Annotated in this window: 15 protein-coding genes; 14 read left to right on the forward strand and 1 reads right to left on the reverse strand. The window is 67.4% G+C overall.

What is annotated here, in order from left to right:
- The first annotated feature begins 50 nt into the window (after nt 1-50).
- The 6 genes from orn to AC1DXX_RS04965 all read left to right on the forward strand — a co-directional run bounded on the left by orn (nt 51) and on the right by AC1DXX_RS04965 (nt 6,783).
- Entirely contained in the window at nt 51-647 is a 597-nt protein-coding gene (gene orn / locus AC1DXX_RS04940) for an oligoribonuclease (RefSeq protein ID WP_478133049.1), read from the forward strand.
- A 250-nt stretch (nt 648-897) separates the two neighbouring features.
- Nucleotides 898-2,832, forward strand: a complete 1,935-nt coding sequence (locus AC1DXX_RS04945; RefSeq protein WP_478133050.1) for a DEAD/DEAH box helicase — start codon at nt 898-900, stop codon at nt 2,830-2,832.
- 214 nt (nt 2,833-3,046) lie between these two features.
- The gene (locus AC1DXX_RS04950) at nt 3,047-4,120 is read left to right on the forward strand and encodes an NAD/NADP octopine/nopaline dehydrogenase family protein (RefSeq protein WP_478133051.1); all 1,074 of its coding nucleotides are present in this window, start codon (nt 3,047-3,049) and stop codon (nt 4,118-4,120) included.
- A complete protein-coding gene (locus AC1DXX_RS04955) occupies nt 4,110-5,111 on the forward strand; it encodes a 3-hydroxybutyryl-CoA dehydrogenase (RefSeq protein WP_478133052.1) in 1,002 nt (333 codons plus the stop codon). Before AC1DXX_RS04950 ends, AC1DXX_RS04955 begins: the two co-directional genes overlap by 11 nt.
- Entirely contained in the window at nt 5,108-5,908 is an 801-nt protein-coding gene (locus AC1DXX_RS04960; RefSeq protein ID WP_478133053.1) for an alpha/beta fold hydrolase, read from the forward strand. The genes AC1DXX_RS04955 and AC1DXX_RS04960 overlap by 4 nt, the downstream gene beginning before the upstream one ends.
- Nucleotides 5,905-6,783: a quinone oxidoreductase family protein gene (locus AC1DXX_RS04965; RefSeq protein WP_478133054.1), complete on the forward strand. Its 879-nt coding sequence runs from the start codon at nt 5,905-5,907 to the stop codon at nt 6,781-6,783. The genes AC1DXX_RS04960 and AC1DXX_RS04965 overlap by 4 nt, the downstream gene beginning before the upstream one ends.
- A gap of 30 nt (nt 6,784-6,813) precedes the next feature.
- Here the strand turns inward: AC1DXX_RS04965 and AC1DXX_RS04970 are convergent, their stop codons facing one another.
- Nucleotides 6,814-7,290 carry a MarR family winged helix-turn-helix transcriptional regulator gene (locus AC1DXX_RS04970; RefSeq protein WP_478133055.1) on the reverse strand — a complete coding sequence of 159 codons (477 nt, stop codon included), beginning with the start codon at nt 7,288-7,290 and terminating at the stop codon, nt 6,814-6,816.
- Nucleotides 7,291-7,449: 159 nt separating this feature from the next.
- Here AC1DXX_RS04970 and AC1DXX_RS04975 point away from each other — a divergent pair, with 159 nt between their 5' ends.
- From AC1DXX_RS04975 to AC1DXX_RS05010, 8 genes are read left to right on the forward strand one after another with little or no spacing between them, the layout of a single operon-like run.
- Nucleotides 7,450-9,642, forward strand: coding sequence for a thiamine pyrophosphate-dependent enzyme (locus tag AC1DXX_RS04975; protein WP_478133056.1), 2,193 nt, complete (start codon nt 7,450-7,452; stop codon nt 9,640-9,642).
- 3 nt (nt 9,643-9,645) lie between these two features.
- On the forward strand, nt 9,646-11,151 hold the full coding sequence (locus AC1DXX_RS04980; protein WP_478133057.1) for an indolepyruvate oxidoreductase subunit beta family protein: 1,506 nt from the start codon (nt 9,646-9,648) through the stop codon (nt 11,149-11,151).
- Between the two features lie 10 nt (nt 11,152-11,161).
- Nucleotides 11,162-12,154, forward strand: coding sequence for a PDR/VanB family oxidoreductase (locus AC1DXX_RS04985; RefSeq protein WP_478133058.1), 993 nt, complete (start codon nt 11,162-11,164; stop codon nt 12,152-12,154).
- 16 nt (nt 12,155-12,170) lie between these two features.
- Entirely contained in the window at nt 12,171-13,484 is a 1,314-nt protein-coding gene (locus AC1DXX_RS04990; RefSeq protein ID WP_478133059.1) for an aromatic ring-hydroxylating dioxygenase subunit alpha, read from the forward strand.
- Nucleotides 13,484-13,975 (forward strand): aromatic-ring-hydroxylating dioxygenase subunit beta, encoded by a 492-nt coding sequence (locus AC1DXX_RS04995; RefSeq protein ID WP_478133060.1) that lies wholly within the window; start codon nt 13,484-13,486, stop codon nt 13,973-13,975. The genes AC1DXX_RS04990 and AC1DXX_RS04995 overlap by 1 nt, the downstream gene beginning before the upstream one ends.
- Nucleotides 13,976-13,982: 7 nt before the next feature.
- Nucleotides 13,983-15,608 carry an AMP-binding protein gene (locus tag AC1DXX_RS05000; RefSeq protein ID WP_478133061.1) on the forward strand — a complete coding sequence of 542 codons (1,626 nt, stop codon included), beginning with the start codon at nt 13,983-13,985 and terminating at the stop codon, nt 15,606-15,608.
- Nucleotides 15,605-16,777, forward strand: coding sequence for a thiolase family protein (locus AC1DXX_RS05005; RefSeq protein ID WP_478133062.1), 1,173 nt, complete (start codon nt 15,605-15,607; stop codon nt 16,775-16,777). The genes AC1DXX_RS05000 and AC1DXX_RS05005 overlap by 4 nt, the downstream gene beginning before the upstream one ends.
- A complete protein-coding gene (locus AC1DXX_RS05010; RefSeq protein ID WP_478133063.1) occupies nt 16,774-18,027 on the forward strand; it encodes an SDR family NAD(P)-dependent oxidoreductase in 1,254 nt (417 codons plus the stop codon). The genes AC1DXX_RS05005 and AC1DXX_RS05010 overlap by 4 nt, the downstream gene beginning before the upstream one ends.
- Nucleotides 18,028-18,037 lie beyond the last annotated feature (10 nt).

Consider the following 18,037-nt stretch of genomic DNA (forward strand, 5'->3'; position numbering starts at 1 on the left):
AGTTTAGTCCCCGGTAAATCGGGGCGCAGGCCTTCGACGACAATCCTGCGATGCCCGAATCCCTTGACCCGACGCCCCCCGCCGCCGCGCCCACCCTGAAGAAAAGCGACCAGAACCTGGTCTGGCTGGACTGCGAGATGAGCGGCCTCGATCCCGAAAAAGAGCGCCTGCTCGAAATCGCCGTGGTCGTCACCGGCCCCGACCTCACGCCCCGCATCGACGGCCCCGTCCTGGTCATTCACCAGAGCGACGCCGTGCTCGACGCCATGGACGCCTGGAACAAGGGCACCCATGGCCGCAGCGGCCTGATCGACAAGGTGAAGGCTTCCATGCTCGACGAAGCCGCGGCCGAGCAGCAATTGCTGGAATTCATCGCCAAATACATCCCCCGCAGCGGCTCGCCCATGTGCGGCAACACCATCGGCCAGGACCGGCGTTTCCTGGTCAAGTTCATGCCCAAGCTCGAGGCGTACTTCCACTACCGCAATCTCGACGTCAGCACCCTCAAGGAACTGGCCAAGCGGTGGAAGCCCTCGGCCTACAGCGCCTTCAAGAAAAAGCAAGCGCACACCGCGCTGGCCGACGTGCACGAGTCCATCGAGGAACTCGCCCACTACCGGGAAAGCTTTCTGCGGCTGACCGATTGACAAGAGATTAGGTGAAAACCCGAAGTCGTGCCATAATCGCAGGCTTCGCTGATTTGAACGAGTCTTTGGACACAAATCAGCGTCTCTTGCATCTCCCTATCTTGCACACCGCGCCCGATCGCATTCGCTGATCAAAAAGGGCCACAGCCTCAGGCGTTGAGCCAGAAGCTGAATGTCGTTGGATGGTTGATGTTTTTAACCACCAACGGGGCGCCGCCTACGGCAGCGCTCGCGTTTGAGATTGATATTCATGACCGACGCTTTTGAAGCGCAGGGCGAGTTCGCGCCTGTGCAATCCGCTAACAACAACGAATTCACCGCCGCTGTGGACACCATGTCCGAAGCGCCCATCCTCGAGGCGCTCGACGCAGCCGCCCCCGAAGTGGCCGCGGTGGAAGAGCCCGCCCAGCCCAACGGCTTCATCAAGCTCGGCCTCGCGCCCGAACTGATCGCCGCCGTGGCAGACCTGGGCTTCACCCAGCCCACCACCGTGCAAGACAAGGTGATCCCGCTCGCCATGGGCGGTGAAGCCGGCCAGGACGGCAAGGCCCGTTTCGTCGACCTGATGGTCTCGAGCCAGACCGGCTCCGGCAAGACCGCCGCTTTCCTGCTGCCTGTGCTGCACACGCTCCTGAAGCGCCAGGCCGAAGCCGAAGAGGCCGCCAAGGCCGAATTCCAGCGCCTCGCCGCCGAAGCCGCTGCCCGCGGCGAAGCCGTGCCGAAGAAGCCGAAGCGCAAGGACCCGACCAACGCCCGCCATTTCAAGGCCGCCACCCCCGGCGCCCTGATCCTGTGCCCGACGCGCGAACTCGCGCAGCAAGTCGCGCACGACGCCATCGAACTGGTTCGCCATTGCCGCGGCCTGCGCATCGCCAACGTGGTGGGCGGCATGCCTTACCAGCTGCAGATCGCCAAGCTGCAGAACGCCGACCTCGTGGTTGCCACGCCCGGCCGCCTGCTCGACCTGCAACGCTCGCAGCAACTCAAGCTCGACCAGGTCAAGTTCCTGGTGGTCGACGAAGCCGACCGCATGCTCGACCTCGGCTTCTCCGACGATCTGGCCGAAGTCAACCAGCTCACCATCGAGCGCCAGCAGACGATGATGTTCAGCGCCACCTTCGCGCCGCGCATCCAGCAGCTGGCCCAGCGCGTCATGCGCGAGCCGCAGCGCATCACCATCGACAGCCCGCAAGAGAAGCACGTCAACATCAAGCAGTCGCTGTACTGGGCCGACAACAGCCAGCACAAGCGCAAGCTGCTCGACCACTGGCTGCGCGACACCAGCATCAACCAGGCCATCGTGTTCGCCAGCACGCAAGTCGAGTGCGACGGCCTCGCCAACGACCTGCAGCAGGAAGGCTTCAGCGCCGTGGCACTGCACGGCGCCCTGAGCCAGGGCCTGCGCAACCGCCGCCTGATGGCGCTGCGCCAGGGTCAGGTCCAGATCCTGGTGGCCACCGACGTTGCCGCCCGCGGCATCGACGTGCCGACCATCACCCACGTCTTCAACTTCGGCCTGCCGATGAAGGCCGAGGACTACACCCACCGCATCGGCCGCACCGGCCGTGCAGGCCGCGACGGCCTGGCCATCACCTTTGCCGAGTTCCGCGATCGCCGCAAGATCATGGACATCGAGCAATACAGCCGCCAGCAGTTCAAGGCCGAAGTGGTGGCAGGCCTCGAGCCGCAACAGCGCATGCCGCAATCGCGTCCGCCGATGGGCGAGTACCGTGGTGGCCGTGGCGACAACCAGTCGCGTGACCGCAAGTTCGGCAATGGCGGTGCAGGCGGCGGCGGTGGTTACCGCGGCGGCAACAGCGGCGGCTACGCCGGTGCCAGCGGCTTCAACGACCGCAACGCACGCGGTCCGGCCCCGAGCCAAGGTCACCAGGGTCCGCGCGGCTTCCAGGGCGGCAACAACGCCGGCTTCGGCGGCGGTCGTGACGACGGCGGCAACAACGGCGGTGGCGGCGGTTACGGCCGCAAGCCGGGCTGGGGCGATAGCGCCCCGCGCGGTGGCCACGGCCACGGTGGTGGTCGCGGCGACGGCGGCTTTGCGCCCCGCGAAGGCTTCGCACCCCGCGAAGGTTTTGCACCGCGCGGCAATGGCGCAGGCCATGGCGGCCCGGGCAAGGTGTTCGTGCCCCGCGACGCACAAAAGCGTGCGTTCAAGCCGACGCGCTGATCCATTCCAGAGCGGCCGACCGGCCGTCTCGCCCCAAAAGAAAGCCCGCGCTTCGCAAGAAGCGCGGGCTTTTTCATTGCGGGTTTCCGAGGGGTCTGGCGCAGCGATATTTGATTGACATCTGAATCGATGAAAAGTAATGTAATGGCGCATTGCTTCCCCGGTCCGCCGCGCGGCTGCCGGTTCATCGACATCTGCTTTTCAAATCTCGAACATGAAAATTGCGATTCTTGGCGGTGGCCACGGCGCCTACGCGGCCGCCGCAGACCTGTCCGAAGCCGGCCATGAGGTGCGCCTGTGGCGCCGCGACGCGGCTGCGCTCGAACCGGTCTTGCGAGCCGGTGCGATCACGCTGAAGGATGCCGACGGCACGCGCGAGGTGCCGCTCGCACTCGCCACCGCCGACATCGCCGCAGCGCTCAAGGGCGCCGAGCTGATCGTCATTCCCACGCCCGCCATCGCCCAGCATGACATCGCGCTCGCCATGGCGCCGCACCTGGTCGACGGTCAGGTCGTCTTCCTGCCGCCGGGAACCTTCGGCAGCTACGTGATGGCGAGGGCGGTGAAGCAGGCCGGCAACCATGCCGACGTGGCCTGGGCCGAGACCGGCACCTTGCCGTACCTCGCGCGCAAGCACGGCGAACGCGAAGTGAACGTCACGATCCGCGCGATCCGCCTGCCCACCGGCGTCTACCCGGCCCGCAAGGAGGCCGAAGCCATCGCGGTGATCCGCAAGGCCTACCCGGCCGTGCATGGCTGCGGCGATGCGCTCTCGGGTGCCCTGATGAACGCCGGCCCGGTTATTCACCCGCCGCTGATGGTGATGAACGCCGCGCCATTGCAGCACTTCGAGCGCTGGGACATCCACAACGAAGGCACCCAGCGCGCCGTACGCGACGTGACCGACCGGCTCGACCGCGAGCGCATGGCGGTGCGTGAAGCCTTCGGCCAGGGCGCGCCGCACTATCCGCTGGCCGACCATTACAACAACGACCAGTGGATGTACGGCGACGCCCACAAGCAACTCGTCAAGTCGGGCGACTGGCGCGAGAACATCGACCTGCACACGCACCGCTACATCACCGAGGACACCGAACTCGGGCTTGCCTTCCTGGCCTCGGCCGCGCGCCATGCCGGTGTGGACGCGCCCATCGCGCACGGCCTGCTGGCCATCGTCGGCGGCTTTCTCGGCCGCGACCTGCGCTACGGCCCGCGCACCTTCGAAAGCCTGGGCCTGGCCGAGTCGAGCGCGGCGCAGCTCAGGCAGAGGCTGCACGATGGCGAATGAGCCGCTGCCCCGTTTCGCTGCCGTCGGTGCCGGCCGCATGGGACGCGGCATCGCGATCGCGTTCGCCTATGCCGGCCACCGCATCTCGCTGATCGACCTGCGCCCGCGCAGCGACGAAGCCTGGCAACGCCTGCGCGACGAAGCGAAGGCCGAGATCGAGGTCAGCCTTGCAGGCCTGTCGCAGCTCGGCGTGATCGATGCGAAGCAGATCCTGGCCATCGCCGCCCGTGTGGAGTTCGTGAATGCCGCGGCCGCACCCCCAGCGCTCGCTGCGGCCGAGTTGGTGTTCGAAGGCGTGCCCGAAACCATGGAGGCCAAGCGCGAAGCCTTCGAGCAGCTCAACCGCCATTGCCGCGACGACGCCATCCTCACCTCGACCACCAGCAGCATTCTCGTGACGCAGCTCGCGGCGCTGGTGCGGCTGCCGGCGCGCTTTCTCAACATGCACTGGCTCAACCCGGCCTATGTGATTCCGGTGGTGGAACTCAGCTGCCACCCCGGCACCGATGCTGGAGTGCTGGCGCGCACCAGGTCGCTGATGGAAGAGATCGGCAAGCTGCCCGTGGTCTGCGGCGCATCGCCGGGCTACATCGTGCCGCGGCTGCAGGCGCTGGTGATGAACGAAGCCGCCCGCATGATCGAGGAGGGCGCCGCCACCGCCGAGGAGATCGACAAGGCCACGCGCTACGGCCTCGGCTTGCGTTTTGCCGCACTCGGCGTGGTCGAGTTCATCGACTTCGGCGGCTGCGACATCCTGCACCACGCGAGCCGCGAGATGTCGGCCTCGCTCGACAAGGGGCGCTACACCGCACCGGCCATCGTCGATCGCATGGTCGAGGAAGGCCGCCTCGGCCTCAAGAGCGGCAGCGGCTTCTACGACTACGAGGGGCGCGACATCGCCGCCTACCGGCGCGATGTGCTGTCGCGCACGCTCGGCGAACTGCGGCACGCGGGGCTGTGGCGGGCACCCGCCGAAGAGACCCGCTCATGACGATCCGCCGCGCCTTTGCCGACCTGTCGGTGGGGCAGGTGCACTACGCGGCGTGCGGCGATGCACATGCGCCTGTCGTGCTGCTGCTGCATCAGTCGCCGCGCAGCTGGGCCGAGTACCGCGAGGTGCTGCCGCTGATCGGCGCGCGGTACCGTGCCATTGCCATGGACACCGCAGGCTTCGGCGATTCCTCGGACGGCGGCGTGCCGGCAAGCATCGCGCAATGGGCACGCGTGGCTTGCGAGCTGCTCGATGCGTTGGACATCCGGCGAGCCGATGTCGTGGGTCATCACACCGGCGGTGTCGTGGCGATCGAACTGGCGGCCGCGTTTCCCGATCGCGTGCGCGGTCTGGTGCTGTCGTCCACGCCATACACCGACGAACCCTTCCGCGTCGCGCGGGCTCGGAAACCGCCCATCGACGAGGTCGCCCCGAGCGAAGACGGCAGCCATCTCGCCGCTCTGTGGCAAAAGCGCCAGGGCTTCTATCCGGTGGGGCGCCCCGATCTGCTCGAAGCCTTCGTGCGCGATGCATTGAAGGTCGGTCACCGTGTCGAAGAGGGCCATCGCGCCGTGGCTTCCTACCGCATGGAGGACCGCATCGGCCGCGTGACGCAACCCACGCTCATCATTCGCGCCACTGCCGATCCCTTCGCCGCGCCACATGCGGCGGAGCTGCAGCACCATCTGCCGAATGCGCGCATCGTCGACATCGAAGGCGGCATGGTCCCCTTGCCCGACCAGATGCCCGAGGCCTTCGCGCAGACGGTGCTCGACTTTCTTTCGACGCTGCCATGAAAGCCGTTCGCATCCACGGTTTCGATGCGCTGCCCGTGCTGGAAGAAGTGGACGACCCGGTGCTGCGATCCGGCCGCACCATCGTGCGCATGGAGGCCGCCACGGTCGGCCACATCGATCGCACCGTATGGCGCGGCAGCTTCCTTCGCCACCCGCCGCTGCCCTACACGCCGGGCGTGGAAGCCGCAGGCACCGTCGTCGCAAGCGAGCGCTACGCCGTCGGCCAGCGTGTGTGGCTGCGCGGCAGCGGCCTGGGCACGTTGTTCGACGGCACGTGGTGCGAGCAGATCGATGCACCCGATGAAGCGCTCGGCCCCTTACCCGATGCGCTGCCGATGACGCTCGGTGCCGCGTTCTTTTCACCCACGACCTCGGCATGGGTGGCATTGCATGAAGTCGCGAAGCTGCAGGCCGGAGAGCAAGTGCTGGTGACAGGCGCGAGTGGTGCCGTGGGCTCGCTCGTCGTGCAACTGGCACGCGATGCGGGCTGTACCGCGATCGCCGTCGACCCGCATGCCGAGCCTCCGCCGCCCGCGAGCGCAGACCTGCTGATCGACACCGTCGGGGGAAGCGTTCTCTCGGCGGTCTTGCCTTCCGTGCGTCCGGGTGGGCGCGCCGTGCTGATCGGCTACACCGCGGGGCCAACGCTGCAGCTCGAGATCGCGCACTTCCTGCAGCGTGACGTCGCGCTGCTGCCGCTCAACATGTTCAGGCGCGAAGCCGCCGGCCGCGCCGCAGCGCCGGAGTTGCTCGCGCGATTGGCCGATGGCCGCCTGCACCTCGACGTGCAGGGCTTCGCGCTCGCCGATGCCGCCGTCGCGCTCGAATGGATCGCGCAGCGCGGCCACCGGGGCCRCGCAGTGCTCGTGCCCTAGCTGCGCCTCTTGCGCAAGGGGCAAGGCGCCTCAGTCTTCTTCCGGCTCCCCGACCGGCACATGAACGTGCAGTTCGATCATTCGCCGCAGTGTCTGCTTCAGTTCTTCGGCGCGTCGGAGGCCGAAGGGTTCGAGCACGCGCCGCTCGTGGTCGCGTGCCAGTTCCATCAGGTGCTCGACGGCCTTCAGTCCCTCGCGTGTGATCCGCACCAGCGTGATGCGGCGATCACTTTCGTGGGGCAAGCGCTCGACCTGTCCGCGTGCTTCCATGCGGTCGAGCAGGCGCGTCACGGTCGGCTGCTTGGTCACGGTCACCTGCGCGAGCTGCCCGATGCTGATCGGCTCGCTGCCTGCCAGCGACGCCATCACGCGCCACTCCGACACGGAGAAACCCTGCTGCCGCGCCACCTCGTGGAACTCCGAGGAGATCAGCTGGCTGGCTTGCGCCAGCAGCGCCGGCAGGTAGTCATCGACGAAGCGATGCAATTCGGTGGGCTGCTCAGCCATGAAGGCACCTCATGGCCAGGCACCTCGAACCAGCCGCGGGCACGCTGCTTGCATGTCTAGGGTAATTCATGATTGTGGATACATTCATTTGTCAACATTATAGAAAGCGTGATGTGGCACCTGAAGCGCATCCTCCCACGAGAGAGAACAAGGACTGATATGGCTGAGCGTTCGTTCGTCGAAGAGGTCAAGAAGCTGCGGCTTTCCGGCGGAGATGTGTTCCGCGGTGAAGGCATTCTGGCGGTCACCAAGGCCCTGCTCGAATCCGGGGTTTCCTATGTGGCGGGCTACCAGGGCGCACCCATCTCGCACCTGATGGATGTGCTGGCCGATGCGCAGGACATCCTGGCCGAGCAGGGCATCCGCTTCGAGAACAGCGCGAGCGAGGCCACGGCCGCCGCCACGCTGGCCGCCTCCGTCAACTACCCGCTGCGCGGTGCAGTGACCTTCAAGGCCACCGTGGGCACCAACGTGGCCTCCGATGCATTGGCCAACCTCGCCTCGGGCGGCGTGACCGGCGGCGCGCTGATCATCGTGGGCGAGGACTACGGCGAGGGCTCGTCGATCATGCAGGAGCGCAGCCATGCGTTCGCGATGAAGTCGCAGATATGGCTGCTCGACCCGCGCCCCAACCTGCCGAGCATCGTCGATGCGGTGAAGCAGGGCTTCGATCTCTCCGAGGCGAGCAACACGCCCGTGATGCTGCAGCTGCGCATTCGCGCCTGCCATGTGCACGGCCACTTCATCGCCGGCGACAACCGGCGCGCGAAGTTCACGCTGAAGGATGCGCTCGAGAACCCGCAGCGCGACGTCGGCCGCATCGTGCTGCCGCCCGCGAGTTTCGTGCACGAGCAGGAAAAGGTAAGGGACCGCTGGCCCGCCGCAGTGCGCTTCATCGAGGAGCGCAAGCTCAACGAGTTCTTCTCCGAAGACGCCGACGACATCGGCATCATCGTGCAGGGCGGCAGCTACAACACGCTGCTGCGCGCGCTCGAGCGCCTGGGCCTGGCCGACGTCTACGGCAACACGCAGGTGCCGCTGTACGTGATGAACGTGGCCTATCCGGTCATCGAGAGCGAGGTCATCCGCTTCTGCGAAGGCAAGCGCGCGGTGATGATCTTGGAAGAGGGCCAGCCCAACTTCGTCGAGCAGAACCTCGCGACCATCCTGCGCCAGGCGGGCTCGACCACCGCGCTGCACGGCAAGGACATGCTGCCGGTGGCCGGCGAATACACAGCGTCCGAACTGCTGAAGGGCGCGCGCAGTTTCTGCGAGCGCTACGACCGGCTTGCGCCGCTGCCGGTGCCCGTACCGGTGCGCAAGGTGATCCCGCTCAAGGAGGTGGCTGGCATCGGCGTCGATGCCGCGCCCGAGCCGGCCCAGCTGTCCACCACGTTGGGCGAGGTGGTGCACGCCCGCCCGCCGGGCTTCTGCACCGGCTGCCCCGAACGCCCGATCTTCAGCGCGATGAAGCTGGTAGAGCGCGAGCTCGGAGCGCACCACGTCAGCGCCGACATCGGCTGCCACCTGTTTTCCATCCTGCCGCCCTTCAACATCGGCAACACCACCATGGGCTACGGCCTCGGCGGCGCCGGCGCCTCGGCGCTCAATGCGCCGGCCGGCAAGCGCGCGATCTCGATGATGGGCGACGGCGGCTTCTGGCACAACGGCCTGACGAGCGGCGTGGCGAACGCGGTCTTCAACAAGAGCGACAACCTCACCATCGTCGTCGACAACAACTACACCTCGGCCACGGGCGGGCAGGACATCCTCTCGTCGCATGCCGTCAACAAGACGCGCAGCACCGGCCACGCCATCGAACGTGCCGTGCGCGGCGTGGGTGTCGAATGGGTCCGGACCCTGCGCCGCACCTACGACGTCGCCGGCATGCGCGATGCGCTCAAGGAAGCACTGACCACCCAGACCAAGGGCCCCAAGGTCCTGATCGCGCAGTCGGAGTGCATGCTCAACAAGCAGCGCCGCGAGAAGCCGCTGGTGCGCAAGGCGATTGCCGACGGCAAGCGCATGGTCCGGGAAAAGTTCGGCGTCGATTCCGACACCTGCACCGGCGACCACTCGTGCATCCGCCTGTCGGGCTGCCCCTCGCTCTCGATCAAGCCCAACCCCGACCCGCTGCGCACCGACCCGGTCGCGACGGTGCTCGACAGCTGCGTGGGCTGCGGCGTGTGCGGCGAGGTCTCGCATGCTGCGGTGCTGTGCCCCTCGTTCTACAAGGCGCAGATCGTCAGCAACCCGAGCCGCTGGGACCGGGTGCGTGACCGTGTGCGCGCCGCCGTGATCGGCTGGCTGCAGCGTGGCGATGCGCGTCGCCGCGAAGCCTATGCGTTCTGAACGATGAACCAAGCACAACCTATCAAGATCGCGATCCTCGCCATGGGCGGGGAGGGCGGCGGCGTGCTGGCCGACTGGATCGTCGACATGGGCGAGGCCAACGGCTACGTCGCCCAGACCACCTCGGTGCCGGGGGTGGCTCAACGCACCGGCGCCACCATTTACTACGTCGAGCTTTATCCGACCGCGCAGGCCGAGGCGGATGGCGGTCTGCCGGTGCTCGCACTGATGCCACTGCCGGGGGATGTCGACGTGGTGCTGGCTTCGGAACTCATGGAAGCGGGTCGTGCCGTGCAGCGCGGGCTGGTCACTTCTGATCGCACCACGTTGATCGCTTCCACGCACCGTGTGTTCTCCATCGCGGAGAAGAGCGCGCTCGGTGATGGCCGCGTCGACAGCACGCAATTGCTTGCACATACGGCCAAGGCGGCCAAGCGCTTCATCCGCTTCGACATGGCGCAGGCGGCCGAAGCATCGGGCAGCGTGATCAGTGCCGTGCTGTTCGGCGCGCTGGCGGGCTCGGGCGTGCTGCCTTTCAGCCGCGCGCAGTTCGAGGCGACCGTCGAGCGCGGCGGCGTGGGCGTCAAGCCCAGCCTCAAGGCCTTCGGTGCGGCGTTCGCGCGAGCCCAGGGTGGCGACGATGGCGAAACACCGCCGGAAGCGGTGATCGCCGCCCCGGCTCCCCAGCCGCGCCATCCGRCCGTGCGCGCGCTGGTCGAGCGGGCGCAGCAGGAATTCCCGGCTGCGGCGCAGGACTTCCTGCTCGAAGGCGTGCGCCGCCTCATCGACTACCAGGACCCGGCCTACGCGGGCCTGTACCTCGACCGCATGGCTGCTGTCGCTGCCTTGCCGGGCAGCGGCGACCACCGCCTGCTTCGCGAAACCGCGCGGCACCTCGCACTCTGGATGTCCTACGAAGACACCGCCCGCATCGCCGCGCTCAAGACCCGGGCGACCCGCTTCGAGCGCGTGCGCGGCGAGGCTCGCGTGCAGCCGGGCCAGGTGCTCGCCATCAACGAATACATGCACCCGCGCCTGCAGGAAATCTGCGAGACGCTGCCGGGCGGCATCGGCCGCTGGCTCATGAACTCGACGTTGCCGAAGAAGCTCGTCGAGCGCTTCACCCGGAAGGGCCGTGTGATCCAGACCAGTTCGCTGCACGGCTACCTGATGCTGCGCACCGTGGCCGCGATGAAGCGCTGGCGCCGCTCGACGATGCGCTACGCCGAGGAAAACCGGCGCATCGAGGAATGGCTGCAGCGCATTGCCGCCACCGCGCAGCACAACCCCGAGCTGGCCGTCGAGCTCGCCCAGTGCCAGCGCCTGGTCAAGGGCTACAGCGACACGCACGAGCGCGGCACTCGCAACTACGACACCTTGATGCGCGCCGTCGAGCGTGCCGGCACGGCGCTCGCGCCTGCCACCTTGCGCGAACTGCGCGACGCCGCGCTCGCCGACGAACACGGCCACAAGCTGCAGGCCGTGCTGGCGCAGCACGCCCTGGCCTGAAGAGACAAAGATGACTGCCCCATCCGCAACCCTTCGACTGCGTGTCACCGAGGTGCACGAACTGAACCCGCTGATCCGGATGCTCCGGCTGCGCGCCGACGATGGCCGCGCCTTGCCCGGCTTCGCGGCCGGTGCGCACATCCGCGTGCAGGTGTCGCTCCCTGAGGGCAAGACCGACTGGCGCCACTATTCGCTGATCAACTTCGCGACCGAGCGCAATGCCACCAACGCACCGGCCGAGTACGTGATCGCCGTGCGCAAGGAAGCGGAGGGCCGCGGCGGTTCGCGCTTCATGCACGAGCAGCTGAAAGAAGGCGACACGATCGCCATCGAGGCGCCGAAGAACGACTTCCCGCTGCACACCGGCCCCGGCGGCACGGTGCTCGTCGCGGGCGGCATCGGCGTCACGCCGCTTGCGAGCATGGCCGCCCGCCGCCGCGCCGAGGGTGCGACGGTGCGCATGCACTACGCCGGCCGCAGCCGCGACCTGATGGCCTTCCTGCCGGAGCTGCAGGCACTGCTGGGCGACGACCTGCGCGTGCACGCCGACGCCGAGGCCGATGCGCCGCTCGACATCGACGCGCTGCTCGACGGCGTGCCTGCCGGCGATCGCCTCTACGTCTGCGGCCCCAAGGTCATGCTCGACGCCGTGCTGGCCCGCACCCAGGCGCGCGGCTGGGAACACGGCCGTGTGCACTTCGAACTCTTCACCGAACCCGTCGCGGAAGAGGGCGACCAGCCCTTCGAGGTGGAGCTTGCCCAGTCGGGCCAGCGCTTCACCGTACCGGCCGATCAGAGCATTCTCGATTGCCTCATCGAACACGGCTGCGACCCGATGTTCGACTGCAAGCGTGGCGAATGCGGCGTGTGCGCCGTGCCCGTGCTCGAAGGCGAGATCGAGCACCGAGACTACGTGTTGACCGCCCGCGAGAAGGCGGAAGGCAACGTCATCCAGATCTGCATTTCGCGCGCCAAAGGTCCGCGCCTGGTGCTCGACATCTGAAGGAGCGATGAGAACCATGCCCTCGTACCGAGACAACCCCGATGCCGTCCGCGCGCTGGTGCAGAACGACCGCGTGCACCGCGACCTGTACACCAGCCAGGAACTGTTCGAGCTGGAGCAGGAGCACTTCTTCGCCAACACCTGGAACTACGTCGGCCACGAGAGCCAGCTGCCGAAGCCGGGCGACTGGATCAGCAACGAGATCGCCGGCCGCCCGCTGATCGTCGTGCGCCACACCGACGGCAGCGTGCGCGCGATGATGAACCGCTGCGCCCACAAGGGCTCGCGGCTGGTGAGCGCGCCCTGCGGCAACACCGGCAAGTTCTTCCGCTGCCCGTACCACGCCTGGACCTTCAAGACAGACGGTTCGCTGCTCGCCATTCCGCTCAAGACCGGCTACGAGAACACCGCGTTGAACGAATGCGAGTCGGCCAAGGGGCTGACCACGTTGAAGCACGTGCGCAGCCATCGCGGCTTCATCTTCGTCAAGATCAACGACGCGGGCCCGGACTTCGACGAATACTTCGGCGACTCGTTGAGCTCCATCGACAACATGGCCGACCGTTCGCCCGAAGGCGAACTGGAGATCGCGGGCGGCTGCCTGCGCTTCATGCACCAGTGCAACTGGAAGATGTTCGTGGAGAACCTCAACGACACCATGCACCCCATGGTGGCGCACGAATCCTCGGCCGGCACGGCCAAGCGCATGTGGGCCGACAAGCCCGCCGACGAGCCCAAGCCCATGGCGGTCGAGCAGTTCGTGCCCTTCATGTCCGACTACAAGTTCTTCGAGGACATGGGCATCCGCACCTACGACAACGGCCACAGCTTCACGGGCGTGCACTTCAGCATCCACAGCAAGTACAAGGCGATCCCCGCGTACGACGACGCCATGAAGGCGCGCTACGGCGAAGAGAAGACTGCGCAGATCCTCGGCATGGCCCGCCACAACACGGTGTACTACCCGAACCTCACGATCAAGGGCGCGATCCAGGCGATCCGCGTGGTGAAGCCGATCTCGGCCGACAAGACGCTGATCGAGAGCTGGACCTTCCGCCTCAAGGGCGCGCCGCCCGAGCTGCTGCAGCGCACCACCATGTACAACCGGCTCATCAACTCGCCCTTCTCGGTGGTGGGGCACGACGACCTGCAGGCCTACCGCGGCATGCAGGCCGGGCTGCACGCGAGCGGCAACGAGTGGGTCAGCCTGCACCGCGACTACGACCCGTCGGAGCTGAAGGGCGGCGAGATCACCACGGGTGGCACCAACGAGCTGCCGATGCGCAACCAGTACCGCAGCTGGGTCGAACGCATGACGGAGACGATGTGATGGCCATCGACATCCAAGTCACCCGCCATGACCTGATCGACTTCGTCGTGAACGAAGCGCACCTGCTCGACACACGCCGCTACGAGGCGTGGAACGCGCTCTTCACCGATGACGCCTTCTACTGGATTCCTCTGGTGCCCGACCAGGAAGACGGTCTCAACCACACCTCGCATCTCTACGAGGACAAGCTGCTGCGCGAGCTGCGCATCGAGCGGCTCAAGAGCCCGCGCGCCTTCTCGCAGCAGCCGCCGAGCCGCTGCCATCACCTGCTGCAGGTGCCGGTGGTCGAACAGTTCGATGCCGAAGACAACCGCTTCGTGGTGCGCACCGAATTCCACTACACCGAGTCGCGGGGCGATGAGCTGCAGTTCTATGTCGGCACCTTCTTCCATCACCTCGTGGTGCAGGACGGCACGCTGCGCATGACGCTCAAGCGCGTCAACCTTCTCAACTGCGACGCGGCCCTGCCGGCCGTGCAGCTCTTCATCTAGGGACGCGATGCCACACGCCACCGTCCATCAAGTCTTCACGGCGACCGCGGCGCGCACGCCGGGGGCCGAGTTCCTGTTCACCGAATCGGTGACCGCGGCCGCCTACGGCATCGCGGCCGGCGCGATTCGCTGGGGCGAAGCCGCGGCCGAGGTCGAGCGTCTGCGCGTGGCCTATGCGGAAGCCGGCTACGGGCACGGCCACCGCGTCGGACTGCTGCTGGAGAACCGGCCTGCTTTCCTTTTTCACTGGTTCGCGCTCAACGCACTGGGCGTGAGCGTGGTACCGATCAATGCCGAGATGCGCTCGGCTGAACTCATCTACCTGATCGGCCACAGCGAGATCGGCCTGGCTGTGACGCTGTCGGAGCGTGCTGCTGACTTGCGTGCGGCGGCGGCCCAAGCGGGCGTGGTCTTTGAAACGATGGGGCCCGACGACACGATACCTGCTGCCAGGACTGCCGCGCCTCGCGCTGACAAAGCCATCGGCGTCGACACCGAATGCGGCCTGCTCTACACCTCGGGCACCACCGGGCGCCCCAAGGGCTGCATCCTGAGCAACGCCTACTTCCTGCGTGCGGGTGATTGGTACGCCGCGCTCGACGGCGTGTGCAGCATCCGGCCCGACACCGAGCGCGTGATCACCCCGCTGCCGCTCAACCACATGAACGCGATGGCGTTTTCCACGATGGTGGTGCTGGTCGCGGGCGGCTGCCTGGTGCAGCTCGACCGCTTCCATCCGAAGACCTGGCTGGCGAGCGCGCGTGAAAGTGGCGCGACCATCGTGCACTACCTCGGCGTGATGCCGGCCATGCTGTTGTCCGCCTCCGCATCGCCGGCCGACAGCGACCATGCGATCCGCTGGGGTTTCGGCGCCGGCGTGGACCGCAAGAACCACGCGCCCTTCGAGGAACGCTTCGGCTTCCCGCTGGTCGAGGCCTGGGCCATGACCGAGACCGGCGCCGCTGCCTGCATCATGGCCAACCGCGAGCCGCGCCTGGTGGGCACCAGCTGCTTCGGGCGGCAGGAAGATTTCGTGCAGATCCGCCTCGTGGGCGAAGACGGCAGCGATGTTGCCGTCGATGCGCCGGGCGAACTGCTCGTGCGTTCGGCTGGCGACGACCCGAAGCGCTACTTCTTCTCTGGCTACCTGAAGGACGAGGATGCCACGCGAGAAGCCTGGGCCGACGGCTGGTTCCACACCGGCGACCTGGTGCGCCGCGATGCCGAGGGCAACTTCTTCTTCGTCGACCGCAAGAAGAACGTGATTCGCCGCAGCGGCGAGAACATCTCGGCCGTCGAGGTCGAGAGCGTGCTCAACCAGCATCCGGCCGTGAAGACCTCCGCCGTGGCCGCCACACCCGATGCGGTGCGCGGCGACGAGGTGCTGGCCTGCATCGTGATGCGCGAAGGCACCGATGCATCGCAGCGGGCAGCCGTCGCAGCCAGCATCGTCGAGCATGCGCTTGCGCAGCTTGCCTACTACAAGGCGCCGGGCTACGTGGCCTTCGTCGACGCGCTGCCGCTCACGCCTTCGCAGAAGATCCAGCGCGGTCAGTTGCGCGAGATGGCTCAGTCCCTCCCGGGGCAGAGCCATTGCGTCGACACCCGCGCGATGAAGAAGAGGCAGGCATGACACGCAAACGACTTTCCTACGAAGGCGTCGCGGTGGCCGTGCCGGTCACCGTGCCCTATGTCCGTTACTCCACGCACACCGCGCACTGGTTCATCGGCCAGGCCATCGAGGCCCTGGTCGAGAGCAGCGGTGTACCGAAGGAGCAGATCGACGGCCTGTGCCTCAGCAGCTTCTCGCTCGCGCCCGACACGGCCGTGGGCGTGACCCAGCACCTGGGCCTGTCGCCGCGCTGGCTCGACCATGTGCCGACCGGCGGCGCCTCGGGCGTGATGTGCCTGCGCCGCGCCGCGCGGGCGGTGCAAGCGGGCGATGCCGACATCGTGGCCTGCGTGGGCGCCGACACCAACCACGTCGACTCCTTCCGCCAGACGCTCGGCAGCTTCAGCAACTTCGCGCGCGATGCGAGCTACCCCTACGGCTCGGGCGGTCCCAATTCGATCTTCGCCTTCATCACCGCCAACTACATGCGCACCTACGGCGCACGGCGCGAGGACTTCGGCCGCATCGCGGTGGACCAGCGCACCAACGCGCTCGGCAACCCGAACGCGATGTTCAAGAAGCCGCTGACGCTCGACGAGTACATGGCCGCGCGGCCCATCTCCGACCCGATCCATCTGTTCGATTGCGTGATGCCCTGCGCGGGTGCCGATGCCTTCCTCGTGATGAGCGAGGAGCGTGCGCGCGACCTGGGCCTGGCGCATGTGGTGATCCGCGGCGCCATCGAGCGGCACAACGCCTATGCCGACGACCCGGTGATGGTGCAGGGCGGCTGGCGCATGGACCGCGACGACCTCTATGCGCAGGCCGGCGTGCAGCCCGCCGCGCTCGATTTCGTGCAGACCTACGACGACTACCCGGTCATCGTGATGATGCAGTTCGAAGACCTGGGCTTCTGCGAGAAGGGCGAGGGCTCGGCCTTCGTCCAGTCGCACACGATGACCTTCGATGGCAGCTTTCCGAACAACACGAGTGGCGGGCAGCTCTCGGCCGGTCAGGCCGGTGCGGCAGGCGGTTTCCTCGGCATGGTCGAGGCGATCCGCCAACTGACCGACCAGGCGGGCCCACGCACTGTCCCGGACGCCCAGCTCGGCCTCGTCGCTGGTTTCGGCATGGTGACCTATGACCGCTGCCTGTGCACCGGCGCCGTCATCCTCGGGAGACCCGCATGACGATGCCTTTGATGCGCCCCCCGCGCAAGAACCCGGTGCTGCGGACCCGGCAGATGAACCTGCCGCCCGGCGCGCGCGGCCGCGTGGCGCTCGGCCTCACGGCGGCCGCTGCCGAAGGCCGCTTCGAACTGCAGACCTGCGAGGACTGCGGCACCGTGCAGTACCCGCCGCGCGAGGTCTGCCACAAGTGCCTCTCGGCTGCGCTGCGCTGGCGCCAGCAGAGCGGCGAGGGCGAACTGCTCGGCAGCACCACGCTGCATCACAGCAACGACCTGTTCTTCCGCGAGCGGCTGCCCTGGCGGCTGGGCCTGGTGCACCTCGATGCCGGCCCGACGCTCATGGTCCACCTGCACGGCGAGGTTGGCGATGCGCCCACCCGTGTGCGTGTCGGCGCCCGGCTCGACCGCGCGGGCCAGGCCGTTCTCATTGGTTTTCCGAATGAAGGGAGTGCCCATATGGCCGACGACAAGATGCTCCGTGAAATGACCAGCGACCCCAAGTTCCGCAAGGCGCTGGTGACCGACGGCAAGACCGAAACGGGCCAGGCCATCGTGCGCGCGCTGGTCAAGGCTGGCGCCGACATCGTCTGGGTCGGCCATGCCGAACCGTGGAAGAAGATGGGCGACGGGCTCGACGACATCTCGGCGCTGCCGCAGGTGACGCTGGTGCCGCTGGACCTGACCAACGGCCGGCAGGTGACCGAGCTGGCGGGCTCCATCGGCGGCAAGGTCGACATCGTGATCAACAACGCCGAGGTGCACCGCACCTTCGGCATCGGCGCGCGCCGCGGGACCGACGTGGCCAAGGCCGAGATGGACATCAACTACTTCGGCTTGCTGCGCCTCGCGCAGGAGTTCGGCCCCGCGCTCAAGGGCCGCTCGGCCGATGGTGCGACGGGCGCAACGGCCTGGGTCAACCTGCTGTCGATCTACGCACTCAGCAACTTCCCGCCGCACGGCACCTTCAGCGCCTCGAAGGCCGCGGCGCATTCGCTGGCGCAATGCCTGCGTGCCGAGATGCGGCCGGCCGGCATTCGCGTGATCAACGTGTTCCCGGGGCCCATCGACGACGAATGGAACCAGCACACGCCGCCGCCCAAGCTGGCGCCCACGGCCTTGGCCAACGCGATCGTCAAGGCGCTGCGCGACGGCGTCGAAGACGTCTACCCCGGTGACGTGGCGCAGGAATGGCTGGAGCGCTGGCGCGAGAACCCCAAGGTGCTCGAACGCGAGCTGGCCGCAGGCGGCTGAGACAGGAGCC

Source organism: Variovorax sp. P4_B10 (assembly GCF_056402375.1).